Below are 20,286 nucleotides of genomic sequence, written 5' to 3' on the forward strand. Positions count from 1 at the left end.
GGCTGATGAAATTAGGAAATCGGAGAAAGTTGTTACCTTATATCTAAAACTCAAAAAAAGAGTAATAGACATAAAGTAACTACGCGATCATTCAACGTCATGGAGATTTATTGAGGTTGCTCGTCGCCTTGTTTCGCAGCAGACTTTCGTCTGTCACACTCTTACGCAATTATCGTCCTGCGTATGCGGTTGTCGTGAAGCTTTTCCGCATGAGTGCGATTACCCTGCCGTAACAGCCGATAATCCACCGCACCTTTTCAATTGGCAGATGCGCGCCTTCATCACAACCGTAAACAAGGAAACGGCTTGACCTGTGATATAGTCGCTTTTGTGCATCGGTACGACAAACCTTTCCAGTGTCTTTAACGTCTGTTATTGGGCAACCAAGACGGAACGAACCTATTTTTGACAATAGGAAACTAGACCTTTGCATTTTATCTTTTTTTCAAGTAAAATGAAGGCATATCATCGCTCATATTCAATTATGGGTGAAACACTTATGCTGGCGGGCATATTTGTGTTAAATCGGAATAAGAAAGGTCTAGCGTTACGAGCGCTAGGCTTTTTCTTTTTTTATTTGCGTATTTTTGTTCTCAGTTTCCGTAAAGGTGAATACTCAAAATGCTTAACCTGTATATCACCGTCAGTCATTTGCACATACCTGCGGGTCATGGTGATACTGGAATGACCTAAAATTCGCATTAGCGTATACGGATCCCCACCATTTAGAATGAAATTGCGAGCAAACGTATGTCTCCATGTATGTGCGGTACTTCGAATTTCTTTACCAACTCCGGTAACATCTCCGTAATACTTCAACCGTTTATTCATCTGCGTATCGCGCACTTCTTCACCGTAACAAGATAAGAAAATACGTTTCGCTTCAGGGAAATGCTGCTTATTCTCGTCTACTAACTCAAATAGAAGTTTCAATGTATCCTGCGAAATCGGTACGACTCTATATCGACGATTTTTATTAAACTCCGCACCTAAATGAATACAACGAGTCTTAATGTCGATTGATTCGGGTGTTATCGAAAGCAATTCATTCATTCGCATTCCCGTATCCAATAGACAAATTTGAAAAACATAATCGCGGAACCCTACGTAAGTACGTTGATCGCAGGCGTTTATTAATGCTTCAATTTGTTCATCTGTAAACGATTCTATTTTATCTACATCATCTTTTTGGCATCTGATATTATCCATCGGACTTATACGCACCATGTTCTCCGCCTTCCAAAAATTAAAGGCCACCTTTAAAGCTCTAATCCGCATATTAATAGTTGCAGACGATAAGCCTTTGCCGTAGTCACCGCTCATGTATTTGTGATTCTTAAAACGCGGTGCTTCTTCTGTTAAATACCGAATGTAATCACGGCACATTGTCGATGTAATATCGTTAACATATCGAACCTTATAATCAGCCTCGAATAACCATTCCGTAAAATACCGCCAAGTGTTCGAATAATCCTCTTGCGTTCTTCTTCGAATACCTTCGCCAATCTTAGCGGTAATGAAATAACTCCATGCGTCAGACAGCCCGATTCTATGAACGGTCGTAATCGATTCATTTTCACGTGTCTCTACTCTTGCTCTACGTCGTTTAATAGAACGGTTTTCAGACATAAAAAAAGCGCTCCCTTCCGTATCGTTTTTCAATACGTAAGAAAGCGCAATTTAGCGTTAATATTCATATATCCGATAGAAACCAACTAACAACTAGTCGGTATAAATACGTAAGCATGACGTCCTACTGTCCGTTCAACTAGATTATTCACAAACCTCAGGCGTACCTTCACGTTTTGCTGTTTTGAATGAAGTACCGCAGCCACATGATGCAATGGCATTTGGATTATCGATGGTGAAGCCACCGCCCATTAGCGATTGTTTATAGTCAATTTTTGTTCCCATCAAAATCGGCGCATCTTCACGGGAAACAAGAATTGTTAAACCATGCTGTACATCTTCAAAGTCATCATCTTTTTTCTCTTTATCAAAATGCATGCCGTAGGATAGCCCGCTACAGCCACCACCATTCACCACTACACGTAAAAAAGAACCTTGTTCTTCATTATGCTTCATCATTTCATTAATATGAAAGCCAGCAGCTTGTGTTACTTCAATTACTTGCTTTGTACTTGTCATCCCAATCACCTTCCTTCTTACGTATTATCATAACAATTTTGACCATTGTATGACAAACATTCAGCTTCAAGTCGATTTTAAGTCATAATTCTAATATTTTTCACATTAATAGTATTTTTTATTCATGTTAATAAAAGCATCATTGGTATAATAGTTACAACGAATTCTTGGCAGGGGGTAATATATATGGAGATTTCACCATATTATGAAAAAAAAATTCAATGTTTAAATTGCAAAAAAGAATTTCCAACGCTAAAAGTCCGCTCAAAATTTATTAAAGTAGATCATACAGAAACGGATTTTCAACCTATTTATGCAGATGAAGTGAATGCTCTCTATTATAATGTTTTTGTTTGTGAGCATTGCGGCTTTTCCTTTACAGAAGACTTTACAAAATATTTTGCGCCAGGTATTCAAGATAATATTCGCACACAAATTACAGAAAAATGGGTACATCATGATTTCAAGGGTGAACGTACTGTATTTCAGGCGATCCAAGCCTATAAATTAGCTTTTCTTTGTGGCACAATTAAAAAGGAAAAAAATGTAGCGATTGCTGGATTAACTTTACGTCTTGCATGGCTCTATCGTTCTTTGAACAATAGTGGACAAGAGGAACGCTTTATGAAATTAGCACGTGATTATTATATGGAATCTTATTCTACCGAGGATTACAGCTCTACACAAATGTCAGCTGTCCGAATTATGTATATGATTGCTGAATTATCTAGACGCATTGGAGATATTGAAAATGCGACACGCTTCTTTTCTAGAGTCATTGAAAAACAAAGTGTCGGTGGCGAGGCAAAAATTATAGATATGGCGAAAGAACAGTGGGCCATTATTCGTGAAGAAAAAGAACATGCACGTCATGTATAGGTAAATAAAAAAGTTCTAGCTTGGAAATCAGCTAGAACTTTTTACAAAGGCTTAGAATACTTGCTCTACTTCCACAATACCTGGTACTTCTTCTAATAATGCTCGTTCAATACCAGCTTTTAGTGTAATCGTAGAACTTGGGCAACTGCCACAAGCACCTAACAAACGTAATTTCACAACGCCATCCTCAACATCTACTAATTCACAGTCTCCACCGTCACGTAGTAAGAATGGACGTAATTTATCTAATACCTCTTGAACTTGGTCGTTAATTGTTGCTTCTGCCATTTATCTCGACTCCTTTCCTTATAATGATTATAATGTTAGCAACAGAAAAAATCCAATATTGAATCACAAGGAGAGAAAATACTATGCTATCAACAAAACCTATGATTGAAATTTATGGAACAGCTGTCATCTGTGCTAGCTGTGTCAATGCCCCATCTTCAAAGGATACATATGAATGGCTACAAGCAGCCATCAATCGCAAATATCCAGATCACGCATACGATATTCGCTATATCGATATTGAAGGTCCAATTGAGAATGAACGCGATCAAGAGTATGCGACACGTATTCAAGAAGATGAATTTTTCTACCCTCTTGTCCTCATTAACAATGAGGTTGTTGGGGAAGGCTACGTGCAATTAAAGCCTGTATTTACAGCCCTTGAAAATTTAGGTTTCGTCCCAGACGAAACGGTATAACAAAGACAAAGGGATTGTTTCAAAATGATGTTGAAACAATCCCTTTCAGCTAATTAATCATTTTGACGTTTGTAATACCACAATAATCCTGATTTCATTAAGCGAGCGATACGTCCAGTTACTGTTGTATCAGCTAAGTACACAAAGCCTTGTTTTTTACCAAGAGCCCCCATGAAGCCTTTTAATTTAATATCTGGCATCTTCTCTGGTAAATGTTCACCTTTCCAACGCATACGAAGTACTTTCACGATTTGCTCCGCTTGTTCCTCCGCTAACTGTGCTGTTGGAGCTAAATCTGATGAAGCACAATCCCCTACAACATAGACATGTTCATCATCAAGTACATTAAAATACTGTGTGACAAGTGGACGGTCATGTTTATCTTTCTCGACATCCATATCACGAACGATTTTGACTGGCTGTACACCCGCAGTCCATACAACCGCATCGAGTAAAATTTCATCATCATGATTAAAAATCTTACCTGGCTCTACTTTTGTAATATTGGAATTGGCAACGACATCAACATTATGCTTAACAAACCAATCCTTTACATACTTACTTAATTTTTCCGGAAAATCTTTTAGAATACGTTGACCACGGTCAAATAGCTTTATTTTTAAATCTGATCGACTTTCACGTAGCTCACTTGCAAGCTCAATTCCACTTAAGCCAGCCCCTATAATTCCAACTGTAGATCCGGCTGGTAAACCACAAAGTGCTTGGAATGTTGCACGTGATTTGCCCATTGTTTGAATGCTGTACGTGTGCTCTTCCGCACCTGGTACACCATGATATTTATCTTCACAGCCAAGCCCAATGACTAAATCATCATATTCTATACGTTGTCCGTCTTCAAGAATGACTACTTTTTCCGCACGATTAATTTCAACGACTTCTCCATATACGGCTGTTAAACGTTCATGCTCTGGGAAGCTTACACGAATTTCTTTATCTGTTGCAGTCCCTGCCGCCAATGCATAAAACTCTGTTTTTAAACTATGGAAAGGGGCTCTATCTACTATAACTACCTCTCTGTCTAATGGTAGGCTGTTTAATAGACGAAGCATGACACGCATATTGCCGTAGCCGCCACCTAAAAGTACTAATTTTCCCATAATAGTCTCCTTTTATATCTCTTTTAATAATTGTTCACAAAGTATCCACAAACGAGTATAACCGATTGTGAGAAGTTTCACAATATCAGAATGAAAATTTGTGAAAGATTTCACAAAACAAACGAGAACTTGTTCATTTCAATTGATTTTTAAGCCATTAATAAAGAATTCCCTTTATCTTTTATAAAAAAACGTTTCTTTTCCCTTAAACGTAAATAATTGACGAAAATCGTAAAACCGAGTAGCATTACTTTGGTGAGGTGACATGGATGAATCCAATGGTTGAATTTTGTATAAGTAATTTAGCAAATGGCTCTCAAGCAACTTATGAAGTACTCGAACGCGATCCAAACATCGACGTTTTGGAATATGGCTGCCTCAGTTATTGTACAAAGTGCTCAGAATCCTTTTATGCAATAGTAAACGGTGAATTAGTAGAAGCTGATTCTCCTGATGAATTAACGAAAGCCATTTATCAATTTATTGAAGAAAATCCATTATGGTAGTTTTCTAAAATGCCTATATGAATAAATTTGAACAAATAAAAAGGATGTTATGCTAAAAATCAGCATAAACATCCTTTTATTACTTTAATACGTCCACTACATATGTAGGTTGGCATTCTTTTTCGAGGACAATCTTTGTAGGCGTAACACCAGTATTCACATGAATAGTGTCACAGCCAAAACGAATGCCGCACATAATGTCCGTATCATAATTATCTCCGATCATTACCATGTCTTCTTTCGCAATCCCATGTTCGGTAGCGATCACTTCCAGCATGGCCGGCGATGGCTTACCAATATAGATTGGTTCAACATCTGCAACCTCTCCTACCAAGCGAGCAAAAGATCCATTGCCCGGTAAGAAACCGTATTCTGTTGGGAATTTAATATCCTGATTCGTGGCAATAAAGGTCGCTCCTTGCTGGACAAAAACCGTTGCCCTGGCAAGTGCCATATAATCAAGCGTACGATCAATCCCCATGACAAATACATCCGGCTCCTCCTCAACAGGTACAATCTTTTCATTGAGTAATGCCTGACGAATACCATCTGTACCCATCATCGCTACTTTTTTGCCTGTGAAATGCAGAGCCACATACTTTGCGGTTACCAATGCACTTGAATAAATATGATCTAATGGGGCGTTCACACCAATAGAAAGTAAAGCTTTTTGCAGTTGTTCTCGCGTCTTCGATGAATTATTCGTTACATAGAATGGCTCAATTCCTGCTTGCTGTAAACGATGAATAAAAGCAACCGCTGAAGGAATACCTTCCTTCCCACGGTAGACAGTGCCATCTAAATCAAAGCAATAGGCCTTATATTGTTTCATTGATGATCCTCTGGCAAAAATGCAGAAACAGGTCCTAATTCATTTGTTAAATAATGATGAACTGCTGGCGAGAACTGCTTTAAAGGTGTTAAATTGGCTGTTAGAACATGGATAACCTCTTGGATATCTACTTCTATAAACTCACGCACAAGCATTTTACGCAAGCCAACAACTGCTTTGTATGGTGCTTCCATTTCAGCAGCTACAACTTTCTCATCGACTAAAATATCAATAATATCCTCGTAGCTTCCAGGATCACGCATAATGAAACCGTCAATCATTAAATTTCCTACATCCATCATTGACTCCATAATGTTGTGTCCAATTCGCTCGATCGCTAATTTCTTTATATCATTCTGAAGCCAATTATCTTCTGTCTCCAAAATAGTTAATAGCTCATCTAAGTACTGTAAATTTTTTGTGATTTTATTACGATCTACAAAATACACAAGGAAAGCCCCCATTCAAAATCTTTAAAAGTTGATAGTCTTTTCTCTTCTATAGTACCATAACTATAGGATTGGAAGGAGATTAAAAGATGGAACGTTTTTTTTTATATGATGATGTAGAAGATACAAAAACACGATTTGTTAGTTTTGCTGGACAAAAGTTGCGTTATGATTTAGCTATATTACAATCTGGCCGCTTCTTTGGTAAAGTGCTTGTCATGGATATCCAGTTTGGCCGATTTGCTATTATTGGTCCTGATGATGTAGAAGAGCCTGGTTACTTAGAACATGTGTACAATCGCACAGAAGAAGAAACAATCGAATTACGAGATTATTTACGTGAATTATTGAACTAACACCCATTTTATTGGGTGTTTTTTATATGGCATAAAAAAATTCCGCTAGCCATAGGCAATTGCGAAATCTTTTTACGAATTGTTATTTATTTAAAGTGGATGGATTATCTTTATTATGAGGCTTGTCTTTATTTTCATTATCATTTTGCTTTTTCGCTTGTTGATTTTGACCAATCACAGCTAAATCATCTACACTAATATCAAAACCATATCCATATTCCTCTCGATCTAATGGCTTTTTATTGCGCTTTTCTTTTGCCAACATCATCACCTCCACTCATAAATTATCCTTTTTCCAATGATTTATACGTCTTTTTTCACAATACTTTTAAGCTGTTGCATCTTTAATAATCCACTGGGCAGCGCTTATTAAATCTGGAAAGACAGCATCTGCTAAAGGGTCTTGTTGCCCTAAGAATACGCCCTTTGTTCCTGCCTGTTTTCCTGCAATAATATCCGTATCCGTATCGCCTACCATATAGGATTTTGCTAAATCAATGTTATATTTCTTTCCTAAATCCACAATTAATTTGCTATTGGGCTTTCGGCATGCACAGCCCGACTTAGGCTTATGGGGACAATAAACAACTTCATGGATGGTTGCCCCTTTTTTCTTTAGCTCCTTCACCATATGCTCATGAATTTTCTGTAAGCCCGTTTCCTTCATGAAACCTAAACCGACACCACCTTGATTTGTCACGACAAACACATAATCGAAATGCTTATTTAGCTTCCTGATTGCCTCAGGCACTTGTGGTAAAAAATACAAATCCTTAGGCTTATTCACAAACTTCACACGATTCGTTAGTACTTCATTGATGACACCATCACGATCTAAAAATACGGCTCTTTTCATTTGCAACACACCTTCAATAAGCTGTTTTGTGCTTTAGTTTTCCCCAATTACGCAAAAGCTAACAATTACGAAGAAAAAACCTGATGCCTATCACATCAGGTTTTTTCGTATAATAATTTATTCTGCTAAAGGTTCATGGTCTGTTGGCTTTGTTACTTCACTCGTATCCACTACTTCCGGCTGTTTCATGACTTTTCCTATTTTACGTAACACAAAATAAGCACAGCCAAAATTACAATATTCGTATAAATAATCTTGAAGCGTACTTATTTTCGTATCAAAAGTGGATTTTTGATTTTTATCATCAAAAAAGCCCTTTAAACGTAATTGATTATAGCCCCAATCACCTACAATATAATCGTATCTAGCTAAGATATCTGAGTACCTTTCCTGAAAAACTTCCTCCTGAAAGGCCTCTCGATAATCTTCTAATAGTTCATATTCTAATCCTTCAACTATGATCAAAGTGACACCACCCTTTTCGTTCAGCCTTGACGTTTACACTTCTGCTTGTAATTGACGTTCTTTCGTTGCAGCATTTACTTGTTCATCTGCATGATAACTACTACGTACAAGTGGGCCAGCCTCACAATGTTTGAAGCCTTTCTCCATCGCAATCTTACGCAGTTTACCAAATTCTATTGGTGAATAGTATTTTTTAACTGGTAAATGCTTTTTCGTTGGCTGCAAATATTGACCAATCGTCATAATATCTACGTTATTCGCACGTAAATCGTCCATTACTTCTAATATTTCTTCATGTGTTTCGCCTAATCCAATCATTAATGATGATTTCGTTGGAATTTCAGGCTGCATCTCTTTAGCTAAACGCAGGAACTCTAGAGAGCGTTCGTATTTTGCACGAGCACGCACTCTTGGTGTTAAACGGCGTACCGTTTCAATATTATGATTTAAAATATCTGGTTTTGCATCCATTAACATTTGAAGGTTCTCCTTCATTCCACCTAAATCTGATGGCAATACTTCAACAGATGTGAAAGGACTTTTACGTCGAATAGCACGTACTGTTTCTGCTAAAACTTGGGCACCGCCATCCTTTAAATCGTCTCGCGCTACCATTGTAATAACAACGTGCTTTAAATTCATAATGGCTACTGAATCAGCAACGCGCTCAGGTTCTGCCAAATCTAGTTCATTTGGTAAACCTGTTTTCACTGCACAGAAACGACAAGCACGTGTACAAACGGAACCAAGAATCATCATGGTAGCAGTACGTCTCTCTCCCCAGCATTCATGGATATTTGGACAACGAGCTTCTTCACATACTGTATGCAGATTTTTCTCACGCATCAGCTTTTTAAGCCCTTTATATTCATCATTCGTGTTTAGTTTTATTTTTAGCCAGTCTGGCTTTCTTACATGTTCTTCTTTACTTGTAGGTTTACAAGATGTCATACGAATATCGCCCCTATCAAAAATATGCATTTTTTAATATTAACTATCTTCACTGTTGTCAATGTAACATATTCAAGGCACTCCAACAACTATCACAACAAACATTTCTACTTATAAGGGACAGGTATTTCTATGGAAGGCTGAGGCGCATCACTACTATTGGTATAAATGTTTGGAACAGGTCCCCTTGTTAGGCCCATCGCGACAGGGATATCCTGCGCAACGGTTGAAGATTTACTAGCAAATGGGACAATAATCTGGACATTTACCTCTAAATGAATCCCTACCTCCACATAAGCACTGTTGATTCCAAATTCTTGAATGGAGGATGTCACATTACTATGAACATTACCAATCACATGGAAGCGAATCGGGATCTTTGGCCCTAAATTTCCAAGTAAAGGAATATTAGCTGCTTGACCAAGCGGTACAAAAAAGACAATGCCATCACCATCTTGAATTCTGTTAATATCATATTCAACATTATCTAATTCAGGTAAATGGGCTAGTTCTCCTTGTTCAGCTTGCTCCAAATACATTTTAACAAGCTCTAATGTCTCTGCTCGAACACGATTAATGATTTCTGTATTAAACTTAGTCGTCATCATTTCAGACGTACCTGGAGGAATATCTTCAATGATATCATTTACATCTAATACATTTGAGGTACGCGAATTAATCGCTTTACTCACAACGTAAGATGCAATCTTCGTGGTTTGTACTTCAGCATATTGCAAATAGGTTGGCATGAGCCGTTCATTTAAATAATAAATAAATAATATAAGGCAAACAACCACACTAACAATTAAAATCGTTAATTTATTAAGACGCATTCCCCTTCTACCATATGAGCGTAATTTCATTCTTTTTCGAGGGAAAAACAAAAAAATCTCCTCCTGTTCCATAACGTATGAACAGGAGGAGCAATTTATTCTACTTTAGCGGGAACCACGTAATCGGTCTCAACATTTTCAATTGTCACACCAGGATAATCCACTAAATTCATTTCATATGTAGCTGCGAGCAATTGATCTTGTTCTTCAAAAATACGAATCCACGGTAATGCCGCATCCAATGTGTTTTGTCTAGATACAATACCACGGCGTCCATCAGATAATTTTAAAATAACACCGTTTGGATAATGGACGACAGCTCTTTTTAAAGCTTTTACAATCCTTGCATCATAAAGAGTACCAGAGCCAGCTTCAACAATAGCAAGCCCTTGTGAAGGTAGCATCTTCTCACGGTAAACACGATTTGTCGTAACAGCGTCAAAAACATCTGCAACCCCAATAATCTTGGCAAATGGATGAATTTCAAAGTCAACAAGTCCTCTTGGGTAGCCGCTTCCATCAATACGCTCATGATGTTGGAAAGCACAGTGCGCCACAAGCAGAGAGATTGAATGTAAATTCCGCAATAAATCAAAGCCATAACGAGCATGCATTTTCATCGTTTCAAACTCATCATTCGTTAAACGTCCTGGCTTTGTTAAAATATCTTTTGGTACCATGAGTTTACCAACATCATGCAATAATGCACCGATCCCGATTAAGCGAAGATCCTCAGCAGAATATCCAAGCTCTTTGGCAATTGCAATAGAATACAAAGTCACTTGGAAGGAGTGTTGATATAAATATTCATCAAATAAATAAGCATCTGTTAAAATCGTTAAAATTTCATTATTTCCAGTAACTGCGGAAAGTAGTTCATCTACAATTGAGACAATTGTCTTTGATTGCTGATCTAATATATAAGAAGCATTTACTGGATTTAAACCATCAATGGATTGGAATGAATCTTTTATCGTTTTGATTACTTTATTTCGCATAGCAGGTGGTACAGTCTCTTCTACTTCTATACCTTCAGAAATCTCATCGTCAATATATAAATAATGTGTATTTAACTGTTGAAGTCTTTGAATAATACGGTCATTAATGACAACATCTTTCTTTAAAAGCGGATGACCTGCCTCATTCCAAATGGTTCTTCCTAATACCATTCCTTCTTTTAATACATCGATTGAAATTAATCGCATGACTTCTTCCCCATTCCATTCTTTAAACTCTCTCTATTGTTTAAAGAATCTTTGACCATAATCTATCATAATGTTTCGTAAAAATTCAGGTAAAATATATTGTTTTTTTGCATATTTAAAACTTGGATAAAAATAACCAAATGTAAACAGATCCAATGTGACCAGTTTATAAATGTGATCTGGATCTGCTAGCTTACCATTAATCAATAATTGGCGATTTTCATTCATGGAAAATCCATATGTCAATATTTTCCCAAAAATGACGCCTCTAAACCCTAGTCCTTTTAATTCGATATAGGGCCACTCTTCATTTTTAGATTGCATATATATTTCTTTCATTTCAGCAACAGATAATTCAATTGTACATAAATTAATTGGATGTGGAAAAATTCGGTGCAAATCTAGGGCAGTCACGGTTCCCTTAGGAAGCCCATCTAAAAATATCCCTGCATTGAATAATGCACAGTCAGCACCGCTTTTTTCCAAAATTGCATGTGCAAATAAATCAGATAGCTGTGAATAATGGAACCATTCCTTGTTGTAGGCTTTCTTTGTTGTAAAAACTGGAGTATCCAATATTCTGTTTCCTTCATCCTCCAAAAACTGTACCATTTCCTGTTCATTTTTAACAATTGGCAAATCCTTATTATGAATTAAAGTATCCTTTTTTTCAACAATTTTCCTCAATTTTTTATCATATTCTATGACAAGATGTCCAGTATATTGTCCAAACTTTCCTCCACCCGTCAGTAAAACACCATTAATGATTTTGCCATCTGGCAGGACATGATGTGTATGAGAGCCGAATATAACATCAATTTCTGGACATTCTTCCGCTAAGAGCTCATCCTCGGTAATACCTAAATGGGATAAGCATACTACAATGTCTACTTCTTCACGTAGTTGATGAGCTAGACGGAGCAATGTACTGCGAGCCTCGTCCATGTGCCAGTTTAATTCTTCATAATACACTTCAAACATGGCAGTGGCAGCAATGACACCCAACTTCGTACCTGTTGCTGTTGTTATTATTACAAAAGGTTTCATCCATGCTGGTTTCTTCCCGTCAGAGGCATATACATTTGCCACAACGACATCAAAATCTGCATGATCATACAAGTGAAAGAGCTCTTCATGGGACAATGTAATGCCTTCATTGTTACCGATTGTCACAACATCGTAACCCGCCTCGTTGAGCAATTGCACATTGCCTTTTCCAACTGTTGCTTCCGTATAAATATTGGAACGATCTAAATGATCTCCAACATCAAACAAAAAGCTTGTTTCCCCTATATTTGCCAGATTATTTCTTATCTCTTTCACATAGCTTTGCATTCGTGGCCAATACTTAAAATGACTATGCAAATCATTTGTGTGAAAAATATGGATTTTTTCAAGCATTAAAGCCACCTCACTTCAAATATTAAGCTAATATGCCTTCTATAATAGAACGAATTCCTAATAATAATAGAATAATCCGTAATGCCAGTACAAGTGTATCGGATTTAATTCTTTTATTTAACGCTGCACCGAGTTTTGCTCCAATATAAGCTCCTGGAATAACAGGAATAGTATAGAGCCATGGGACATGACCGAAATAAACATGACTTGCAGAATTAACGATGGACGTTAAAAAGACCATAAACATGGACGTTGCCACTGCGACATGTGGTGGAAATAAAAACAGAATAATCATTGCTGGCACAATCATGGAGCCGCCACCAATACCAAACAGCCCAGAAGCAAAGCCAATACCAAATGTTATTGTAATGGCAAACCAAATGGGATAGCCATATACATAGGTTTTCCCCTCAGAGTCAGTAAATTCTTGTTGCATACCATTTTTTACAAACCATTTTACAGGCTTCAGTTTGTCACGGACAAGCAAAATAATCGATAAAATAATAAGCAATATACCAAAGTATAAATTGAAGGATGGTAAATCTAATCCTTTATTGACCCAAGCACCAAGGATTGTCCCTGGAATACTTCCAATAAAGAATATAAAACCACTTTTATAATCCACCGTTTTAGCTTTCATATAGCTTAGCGTGGAGGCAAGTCCCGTGAAAATCATCATCACAACTGATAAACCAACTACTTTTTGTGGTGTAATATCTGGTATCATTCCTAGATTTAAGCCGATGTATAATGTGGCTGGTACTAAAACAATTCCACCACCTAGTCCAACTAATGAGCCAATTAGACCAGCAAACAATGCAATGATGACTAATAAAATAAACTCCATTATAGTTCCCCTTCAAACATGTTTAATTGTTTAGGTGCCAACCCAACATCGTTAATATTCAACATGACTTGTAACTCCTTTGCATTTTTCGCTGCATGGTTACCTGAATTATTATTAAATAATACGAAGAGTTCATTGACCTCTGGTTCAAGCTTTTTCATCCTATGCCCAAGCTGCTGTAATTCTTCTCTATTATAATCATATAAGAAGCGAACTTTACGCCAATTTTCTGCATTTCCTGTGTTCCGCCAGCCATGTATATTGCGACCATGGATACGGATCAACGCTTTATTAGCAGTCACTACAGGATAGAAAGGAACAGATCCTACACCAGCCTGTGGTTCGTCACAAATCGTATGGATAAATTGATGTTCTCGTAAAAAATCCATCGTCTGCTGGACAACATTTTCTGCATACCATGTTTGATTTCGAAATTCAATCGCCACTTCAAAATCCTTGAGCTGTTGCCGGATATACAATAAATATTTCACATTTTTCCCTTGGCAATCAAACCATGGTGGAAATTGTGCTAATATCATGGCTAGCTTTCCATAACGTTTAAATTCATTGGCACATTCAATAAAAGCATTGAACATATCATTTTTTGATTCAAAAGGAATCTCTCCACGTAAATGCCCCGTCATGCCTTGGAAAGCCTTGACAACAAAACGGAAATTTTCAGGTGTATCCTCACACCATTTTCGAACATGCTCTTTAGCTGGTATGGCATAAAAAGAAGTATCGACTTCGACCGTTAAAAAATGACCTGTATAATCAAATAATTTATCCTTTGAGGTAGTCACTCCACTATAAAGTGAAGGGTGATCGCCCCAACCAGTTAATCCAACTACAATCATGTGACATCCTCCTCTATGTACATAATCATAGCACACAGTATGTCACTACAAATAAACATCATGTAAAAAATATAGCTTCTTTTGTCTAATCGAATAGCAGGATTGTCTCCATGCAAAAGAAAAAGCATGAGTCCATATACCATTGAACTCATGCTACTTAAACGGGCTACCAGTTATTTCACAAGATTTTGCTGAATAGCCTCTAAAAACTTAATACGGCTGTATGCAGGGCCGCCTTCCATTAATGGATCTAGTACATTGACAAATACTTGGTCATTTTTAAATGCATTAATATTTTGGATGATTGGATTCTTTTTAAAGTCTTCTAAAGCATTTGGCGCATCCGCATTTTCATCTGTTGAAAACTGCACAAATAAATAATCAGGATTCATATCTGCCAGCTGTTCCACAGAAATGGCCTCTTGCGATTTAGCTTTAGCAACTTCATCAGGTACTGCTAAACCAAGCTCTCCATAAAGAACAGCATTTAAAAATACTTCTTTTGGATAAACATATGCTTGTCCTCCACGAATACGAATAGCCGCCACTTTTTGATCTTGTAGTTTCTCAGTTAACGTAGCTTTAGCAGCTTCAATATCAGCCTTATATGTAGACAATATCTTCTCTGCGTCTGCTTGCTTACCAGTTAGTTCAGCTAATAAATTCAAATTAGATTCCCAGTTCGTCGAAATATGTGATACTAAAATGGTAGGAGCAATTTTTTCTAATTTACTTTGTACCTCTTCCGGGAATTTAGATGAACCTAAAATAACATCAGGATCTAATTCTAGTATTTTTTCAAAGTTTGGTTTGATTTTTTCACCAATTGATTCTGCTTTGTCTGTTACGGAAGCATATAGCTCAGGGAACTTGCCACCAACAGCAATAGCTCCTACTGGATGAACATCCAGCACAACCATATCCTCCATCGCTTCCATAGCACCTGTTACAACAATTCTTTCAACCTTTTCTGGCACTTCATAGCTTTCACCAAGATATTCAATCGTTCTCGTGCCATTTTCATTTGTAGTTTCTTCTTTTGTTTGTGTCGCTTCTTCTTTTGGTGCATCAGTGGACGATTCCTCTTCTACTGCCTTCTTCTCTCCACATGCGGCAAGAATGAGCATAAATAATGCTATAAAACTAATAAATAGAAACTTCTTTTTCATTTACATATTCTCCTTTGAATGATTATTGTTATGACAATTAGCTATGTCATCTTGCATATTGAAGTACTGGACATCTTAATAGTTTTATCAGCCCCTTCAATTGATATTGATTCTCATTATCATTTTAGTATGTATTCTTTCAAAAATCCAGTACTATTTCGATATATTATAAATATCCATTTTCATTCGCAACGTAAAAACACAAAAAAGCCCCTAGTCACAAGTTTTGTTGTGACTAGGGGTTGCTAGTAAATTAACCGATAGAACCTTCCATCTCGAACTTAATCAGACGGTTCATTTCTACTGCGTATTCCATTGGTAGTTCTTTTGTAAATGGCTCGATGAAGCCCATTACGATCATTTCTGTCGCCTCTTCTTCAGAAATTCCGCGAGACATTAAATAGAATAATTGTTCTTCAGATACTTTTGAAACTTTTGCTTCGTGCTCTAAAGATACATTATCATTTAAGATTTCGTTGTAAGGAATTGTATCAGAAGTCGATTGGTTATCCATGATCAGCGTATCACATTCAATGTTTGCACGTGCACCACTTGCTTTAGGACCGAAACGAACTTGTCCCATATACGTTACCTTACCACCTTGTTTAGCAATCGATTTAGAAACGATTGTTGAAGATGTGTTTGGTGCCATATGGATCATTTTTGCGCCAGCATGTTGGTGTTGTCCTTTACCTGCTAATGCAATCGATAATGTCATACCACGAGCACCTTCACCTTTTAGGATACATGCTGGGTATTTCATTGTTAATTTAGAACCGATGTTACCATCAATCCATTCCATTGTACCGTTTTCTTCTACAACTGTACGTTTCGTTACAAGATTGTAAACATTGTTCGCCCAGTTTTGAATCGTTGTATAACGGCAATATGCATCTTTACGTACAATGATTTCTACAACCGCTGAGTGTAAAGAGTTTGTTGTATAAACAGGAGCTGTACAACCTTCAACATAGTGTACGTGAGCGCCTTCATCAACAATAATAAGTGTACGTTCGAATTGACCCATATTTTCAGAGTTAATACGGAAGTAAGCTTGTAATGGTGTTTCTACTTTAACGCCTGGTGGTACATAAATAAATGATCCACCTGACCATACAGCTGAGTTTAATGCAGCAAATTTATTGTCCGTGTAAGGAATCACTTTGCCCCAATATTGTTTGAAAATATCTTCGTTTTCACGTAAAGCAGAGTCAGTATCTTTGAACACAATACCAAGATCTTCAAGGTCTTTTTTCATGTTGTGATAAACTACCTCAGACTCATACTGTGCGGATACACCTGCAAGATATTTTTGTTCTGCTTCTGGGATACCTAATTTATCAAAAGTTGCTTTGATTTCATCTGGTACTTCATCCCATGACTTTTGTGTAGCTTCTGATGGTTTTACATAGTACGTAATTTCATCAAAATCTAAATCACCAAGATCGCCACCCCATTGTGGCATCGGTTTTGTATAAAATGTTTCAAGAGCTTTTAAGCGGTACTCCAGCATCCACTCTGGCTCTTTTTTCATATTTGAAATTTCACGGACGATTTCTTCTGTTAAACCACGTTTTGAACGGAAAATTGATACGTCCTTGTCATGGAAACCGTATTTGTAATCGCCGATATCAGGCATTTTTTTAGCCATCTTTTCTCCTCCGTTCGTTGAGATGTATTTTTCGGGGTATTCATCCCTTGCCTTGAGTGAAAACTTAGTAGCTTTCACTCATGCAACAAGGAAGCAAGATTTATTTCACACCTTTTTCCATTGCTTTCCAAGCCAATGTCGCACACTTAATTCGTGCCGGGAATTGTGAAACACCTTGCAGTGCTTCAACATCCTCAAGGTCATATTTATCGCTGTACTCCTCACCCATCATCATTTTAGAAAAAATATCAGAAAGCTCAATAGCTTCCTCTACTTTTTTTCCTTTGATGAGCTGTGTCATCATGGATGCAGAGGACATAGAAATAGAACAGCCTTCACCGTCAAATTTCGCATCCTCTACAACACCGTCAGTCACTTTTAATGTTAAATGAATACGATCGCCACATGTAGGATTGTTCATATCAATCGTTACAGCATCCTCTTCTAAAGAGCCTTTATTACGAGGATTTTTGTAGTGATCCATAATGACTGAACGATATAGTTGATCTAAATTATTAAAAGACATCGCCAAAATACTCCTTCGCAGAACGTAACCCTGCAACTAAACGGTCAATATCCTCCTCTGTATTATACAGATAGAAGCTTGCACGCGCTGTCGCTACTTGCTGAAGACATTTCATTAGTGGCTGTGCACAATGATGTCCTGCACGAACAGCAATACCGTTCATATCAAGCACCGTTGCCACATCATGTGGATGTACATCATCTAAATTAAATGTCACTAATCCACAACGCTTCATCGGGTCACGTGGGCCGAAAATTTTCAAACCGTCAATTGTCTCAAGCTGATCCATTGCGTAGCCTACAAGCTTATGCTCATGCTCTGCAATGTTATCTAACCCAATATCAGTTAAGAAATCAATAGCGGCTCCTAAACCTATTGCACCTGCAATAATAGGCGTTCCACCTTCAAATTTCCACGGTAATTCCTTCCACGTTGACTCATAAAGCCCAACGAAATCAATCATTTCGCCACCAAACTCAATTGGCTCCATCTTTTCAAGGTGTTCCTTTTTACCATATAGTACACCTATTCCAGTTGGTCCGCACATTTTATGCCCTGAGAAACCTAAGAAATCTACATCCAAATCTTGCACATCAATTTTCATATGTGGCGCAGCTTGTGCACCATCGGCTACCATGACAGCACCATTAGCATGTGCAATTTGAGCAATTTCTTTAATTGGATTTATTGTTCCAAGTACGTTTGATGCCATTGACACCGAAACAATTTTTGTTTTAGGTGTGACAGTCGCACGTACTTTCTCTAGGCTAAGAGTGCCGTCTGCTTCAAGCTCAATGTATTTTAAAGTTGCATTTTTTTCTTTGGCTAATTGTTGCCAAGGAATAATATTGGAGTGATGCTCCATATGAGTAATGACAATTTCATCACCCTCGACAACATTTGCACGTCCGTAACTTGACGCAACTGTATTTAAAGCCGTTGTTGTACCACGCGTAAAAATAATTTCCTGTGTTGATTGTGCATTAATAAACTTACGAACCTTTTCACGAGCACCTTCATATTTATCTGTTGCACGGTTTCCTAATGTATGCACCCCACGGTGAACATTGGAATTATCAAATTCATAATAAGCTTTAATGGCTTCAATCACTTGAACAGGTTTCTGTGACGTCGCTGCACTATCAAGATATACAAGTCTATGACCATTTACATCCTGATTTAAAATTGGGAAATAGCTTTTAATGTCTTTATTCATCATTAGCGAACTTTCCTTTCAATAACCTCCGTCAGTTGCTTTTGAACGCCTTCAATTGGTAATTGCGTAACAACTGGCGCAAGGAATCCATGGATAACAAGGCGCTCTGCTTCTGCTTTCGAGATACCACGGCTCATTAAATAGTAAAGCTGTAGAGGATCTACTCGACCAACAGATGCTGCGTGTCCTGCTGTTACATCATCTTCATCAATTAATAAAATTGGGTTTGCATCCCCACGAGCTTTTTCTGACAGCATTAATACACGTGATTCTTGTTGTGCATCTGCTTTTGTTGCACCGTGCTCGATGTAGCCAATACCGTTGAAGATTGACTGAGCTGCATCTTTCATTACACCATGCTTTAAGATATGCCCGTTAGAGTTTTTACCCCAGTGACGAACCTCAGTAGTGAAGTTAAGTTTTTGTTCTCCACGACCAACTACGACTGTTTTTGTATCTGCATGAGAACCGTCACCAATTAGATGCGTAATGTTTTCTGAGATTGTGTCTGAATCATTCATTAGACCAAGAGCCCAGTCAACTTTCGCGTCACGTGCTAAACGTGCACGACGATTTACATAAGTCGTAAAGCCTTTTGCAAGGACATCTACTGCACCATATGTCACCTGTGCATTATCTTGAACAACAACTTCCGCAATAATATTCGCTTGTCCTTTTGCCTGTTCAATTGTTGAAACATATGTTTCCACATATGTTACAGCTGAATTGGCTTCTGCTACTACTAAAACGTGGTTATATAATGAAGCTTCCGCATTGTCATTTAGGAAAACAACTTGAAGTGGTTGCTCAATAATTACGTTTTTTGGTACGTATACAAACACCCCACCATTAACAAGTGCTGTATGAAGTGCTGTTAACTTATGCTCATCTACTTTAACAGCTTCTGTCATAAAGTATTTTTGAACAAGTTCGCCATGTTCACGAACAGCTGTAAAAATATCAGTAAAAATAACACCTTTATCAGCCAATTCTTGTGATGTCTTAATGTACGCTGGTGTATTATTACGTTGAATATATAGGTTTTCTTGTGCTTCAAGGTCAATTAAACCTTTTGCTTCTTCAGGTAGAGCATCCAATGAAGAGAATGCCTCACTATGAACTGCCAATGCTGGGAAGTTCATGAAATCCCATTTAGTAATATTCGTTCTATCTGGTTTTGGCAAATCTAAACCAGTTACTTTGTCTAGTGCTGCCGCGCGAAGTTCTGTAAACCAAGTTGGTTCACCATTTGCTTCTGAGAACGAGCGCACGTCCTGTACTGTTACAGGCAAGTTAAGTTCCACTGCCATGCTA

Annotated in this window: 25 protein-coding genes; 4 read left to right on the forward strand and 21 right to left on the reverse strand. The window is 37.6% G+C overall.

What is annotated here, in order from left to right:
• Positions 1–573: 573 nt before the first annotated feature.
• The 3 genes from MHB65_RS19395 to MHB65_RS19405 form a co-directional block, all read right to left on the reverse strand.
• Positions 574–1,227, reverse strand: coding sequence for a site-specific integrase (locus tag MHB65_RS19395; RefSeq protein ID WP_342441413.1), 654 nt, complete (start codon positions 1,225–1,227; stop codon positions 574–576).
• A 131-nt stretch (positions 1,228–1,358) separates the two neighbouring features.
• Positions 1,359–1,574 carry a hypothetical protein gene (locus MHB65_RS19400; RefSeq protein ID WP_342441414.1) on the reverse strand — a complete coding sequence of 72 codons (216 nt, stop codon included), beginning with the start codon at positions 1,572–1,574 and terminating at the stop codon, positions 1,359–1,361.
• Between the two features lie 199 nt (positions 1,575–1,773).
• Positions 1,774–2,148 (reverse strand): iron-sulfur cluster assembly accessory protein, encoded by a 375-nt coding sequence (locus MHB65_RS19405; protein WP_342441415.1) that lies wholly within the window; start codon positions 2,146–2,148, stop codon positions 1,774–1,776.
• 186 nt (positions 2,149–2,334) lie between these two features.
• Between MHB65_RS19405 and MHB65_RS19410 the strand changes: the two genes are divergently transcribed.
• Positions 2,335–3,027 (forward strand): DUF2225 domain-containing protein, encoded by a 693-nt coding sequence (locus tag MHB65_RS19410; RefSeq protein ID WP_205445248.1) that lies wholly within the window; start codon positions 2,335–2,337, stop codon positions 3,025–3,027.
• A 51-nt stretch (positions 3,028–3,078) separates the two neighbouring features.
• On the opposite strand, the gene MHB65_RS19415 is transcribed toward MHB65_RS19410, so the two are convergent.
• Positions 3,079–3,315, reverse strand: coding sequence for a NifU family protein (locus MHB65_RS19415; protein WP_004228295.1), 237 nt, complete (start codon positions 3,313–3,315; stop codon positions 3,079–3,081).
• 83 nt (positions 3,316–3,398) lie between these two features.
• Here MHB65_RS19415 and MHB65_RS19420 point away from each other — a divergent pair, with 83 nt between their 5' ends.
• Positions 3,399–3,734 (forward strand): YuzD family protein, encoded by a 336-nt coding sequence (locus tag MHB65_RS19420; RefSeq protein ID WP_205445250.1) that lies wholly within the window; start codon positions 3,399–3,401, stop codon positions 3,732–3,734.
• A 53-nt stretch (positions 3,735–3,787) separates the two neighbouring features.
• On the opposite strand, the gene MHB65_RS19425 is transcribed toward MHB65_RS19420, so the two are convergent.
• A complete protein-coding gene (locus tag MHB65_RS19425) occupies positions 3,788–4,852 on the reverse strand; it encodes an NAD(P)/FAD-dependent oxidoreductase (protein WP_205445252.1) in 1,065 nt (354 codons plus the stop codon).
• Between the two features lie 269 nt (positions 4,853–5,121).
• Here MHB65_RS19425 and MHB65_RS19430 point away from each other — a divergent pair, with 269 nt between their 5' ends.
• Positions 5,122–5,358: a YuzB family protein gene (locus MHB65_RS19430; protein WP_004228286.1), complete on the forward strand. Its 237-nt coding sequence runs from the start codon at positions 5,122–5,124 to the stop codon at positions 5,356–5,358.
• Between the two features lie 79 nt (positions 5,359–5,437).
• Here MHB65_RS19430 and MHB65_RS19435 read toward each other — a convergent pair whose 3' ends face one another.
• Positions 5,438–6,190 (reverse strand): TIGR01457 family HAD-type hydrolase, encoded by a 753-nt coding sequence (locus MHB65_RS19435; RefSeq protein ID WP_342441416.1) that lies wholly within the window; start codon positions 6,188–6,190, stop codon positions 5,438–5,440.
• Entirely contained in the window at positions 6,187–6,639 is a 453-nt protein-coding gene (locus MHB65_RS19440; RefSeq protein ID WP_205445255.1) for a DUF86 domain-containing protein, read from the reverse strand. Before MHB65_RS19440 ends, MHB65_RS19435 begins: the two co-directional genes overlap by 4 nt.
• A gap of 89 nt (positions 6,640–6,728) precedes the next feature.
• Between MHB65_RS19440 and MHB65_RS19445 the strand changes: the two genes are divergently transcribed.
• Entirely contained in the window at positions 6,729–6,995 is a 267-nt protein-coding gene (locus MHB65_RS19445; RefSeq protein ID WP_205445257.1) for a DUF3055 domain-containing protein, read from the forward strand.
• A gap of 82 nt (positions 6,996–7,077) precedes the next feature.
• Here MHB65_RS19445 and MHB65_RS19450 read toward each other — a convergent pair whose 3' ends face one another.
• The 14 genes from MHB65_RS19450 to sufD all read right to left on the reverse strand — a co-directional run bounded on the left by MHB65_RS19450 (position 7,078) and on the right by sufD (position 20,282).
• The gene (locus MHB65_RS19450) at positions 7,078–7,260 is read right to left on the reverse strand and encodes a hypothetical protein (RefSeq protein WP_009371989.1); all 183 of its coding nucleotides are present in this window, start codon (positions 7,258–7,260) and stop codon (positions 7,078–7,080) included.
• 63 nt (positions 7,261–7,323) lie between these two features.
• Positions 7,324–7,851 (reverse strand): HAD family hydrolase, encoded by a 528-nt coding sequence (locus MHB65_RS19455; protein ID WP_205445258.1) that lies wholly within the window; start codon positions 7,849–7,851, stop codon positions 7,324–7,326.
• A gap of 117 nt (positions 7,852–7,968) precedes the next feature.
• Positions 7,969–8,316 (reverse strand): YutD family protein, encoded by a 348-nt coding sequence (locus MHB65_RS19460; RefSeq protein WP_342441417.1) that lies wholly within the window; start codon positions 8,314–8,316, stop codon positions 7,969–7,971.
• A 33-nt stretch (positions 8,317–8,349) separates the two neighbouring features.
• Entirely contained in the window at positions 8,350–9,267 is a 918-nt protein-coding gene (gene lipA / locus MHB65_RS19465; protein WP_004228269.1) for a lipoyl synthase, read from the reverse strand.
• A gap of 107 nt (positions 9,268–9,374) precedes the next feature.
• Positions 9,375–10,172, reverse strand: coding sequence for a sporulation protein YunB (gene yunB / locus MHB65_RS19470; RefSeq protein ID WP_205445264.1), 798 nt, complete (start codon positions 10,170–10,172; stop codon positions 9,375–9,377).
• Between the two features lie 23 nt (positions 10,173–10,195).
• Entirely contained in the window at positions 10,196–11,305 is a 1,110-nt protein-coding gene (locus MHB65_RS19475; RefSeq protein ID WP_342441418.1) for an HD-GYP domain-containing protein, read from the reverse strand.
• 33 nt (positions 11,306–11,338) lie between these two features.
• Positions 11,339–12,706, reverse strand: a complete 1,368-nt coding sequence (locus MHB65_RS19480; RefSeq protein ID WP_342441419.1) for a bifunctional UDP-sugar hydrolase/5'-nucleotidase — start codon at positions 12,704–12,706, stop codon at positions 11,339–11,341.
• 22 nt (positions 12,707–12,728) lie between these two features.
• Complete coding sequence (locus MHB65_RS19485; protein WP_205445269.1) at positions 12,729–13,553, reverse strand: sulfite exporter TauE/SafE family protein; 825 nt, start codon at positions 13,551–13,553, stop codon at positions 12,729–12,731.
• A complete protein-coding gene (locus MHB65_RS19490; protein ID WP_342441420.1) occupies positions 13,553–14,410 on the reverse strand; it encodes a DUF72 domain-containing protein in 858 nt (285 codons plus the stop codon). Before MHB65_RS19490 ends, MHB65_RS19485 begins: the two co-directional genes overlap by 1 nt.
• 173 nt (positions 14,411–14,583) lie before the next feature.
• The gene (locus tag MHB65_RS19495) at positions 14,584–15,579 is read right to left on the reverse strand and encodes an ABC transporter substrate-binding protein (RefSeq protein WP_342441421.1); all 996 of its coding nucleotides are present in this window, start codon (positions 15,577–15,579) and stop codon (positions 14,584–14,586) included.
• A gap of 253 nt (positions 15,580–15,832) precedes the next feature.
• Entirely contained in the window at positions 15,833–17,230 is a 1,398-nt protein-coding gene (sufB, locus tag MHB65_RS19500; RefSeq protein WP_205445275.1) for a Fe-S cluster assembly protein SufB, read from the reverse strand.
• Between the two features lie 100 nt (positions 17,231–17,330).
• Positions 17,331–17,756 (reverse strand): Fe-S cluster assembly sulfur transfer protein SufU, encoded by a 426-nt coding sequence (gene sufU / locus MHB65_RS19505; protein ID WP_036078619.1) that lies wholly within the window; start codon positions 17,754–17,756, stop codon positions 17,331–17,333.
• A complete protein-coding gene (locus MHB65_RS19510; protein ID WP_342441422.1) occupies positions 17,746–18,975 on the reverse strand; it encodes a cysteine desulfurase in 1,230 nt (409 codons plus the stop codon). Before MHB65_RS19510 ends, sufU begins: the two co-directional genes overlap by 11 nt.
• Positions 18,975–20,282, reverse strand: a complete 1,308-nt coding sequence (gene sufD / locus MHB65_RS19515; RefSeq protein ID WP_342441423.1) for a Fe-S cluster assembly protein SufD — start codon at positions 20,280–20,282, stop codon at positions 18,975–18,977. The genes MHB65_RS19510 and sufD overlap by 1 nt, the downstream gene beginning before the upstream one ends.
• Positions 20,283–20,286 lie beyond the last annotated feature (4 nt).

Source organism: Lysinibacillus sp. FSL K6-0075, assembly GCF_038592945.1.
Classification (GTDB): domain Bacteria; phylum Bacillota; class Bacilli; order Bacillales_A; family Planococcaceae; genus Lysinibacillus; species Lysinibacillus fusiformis_F.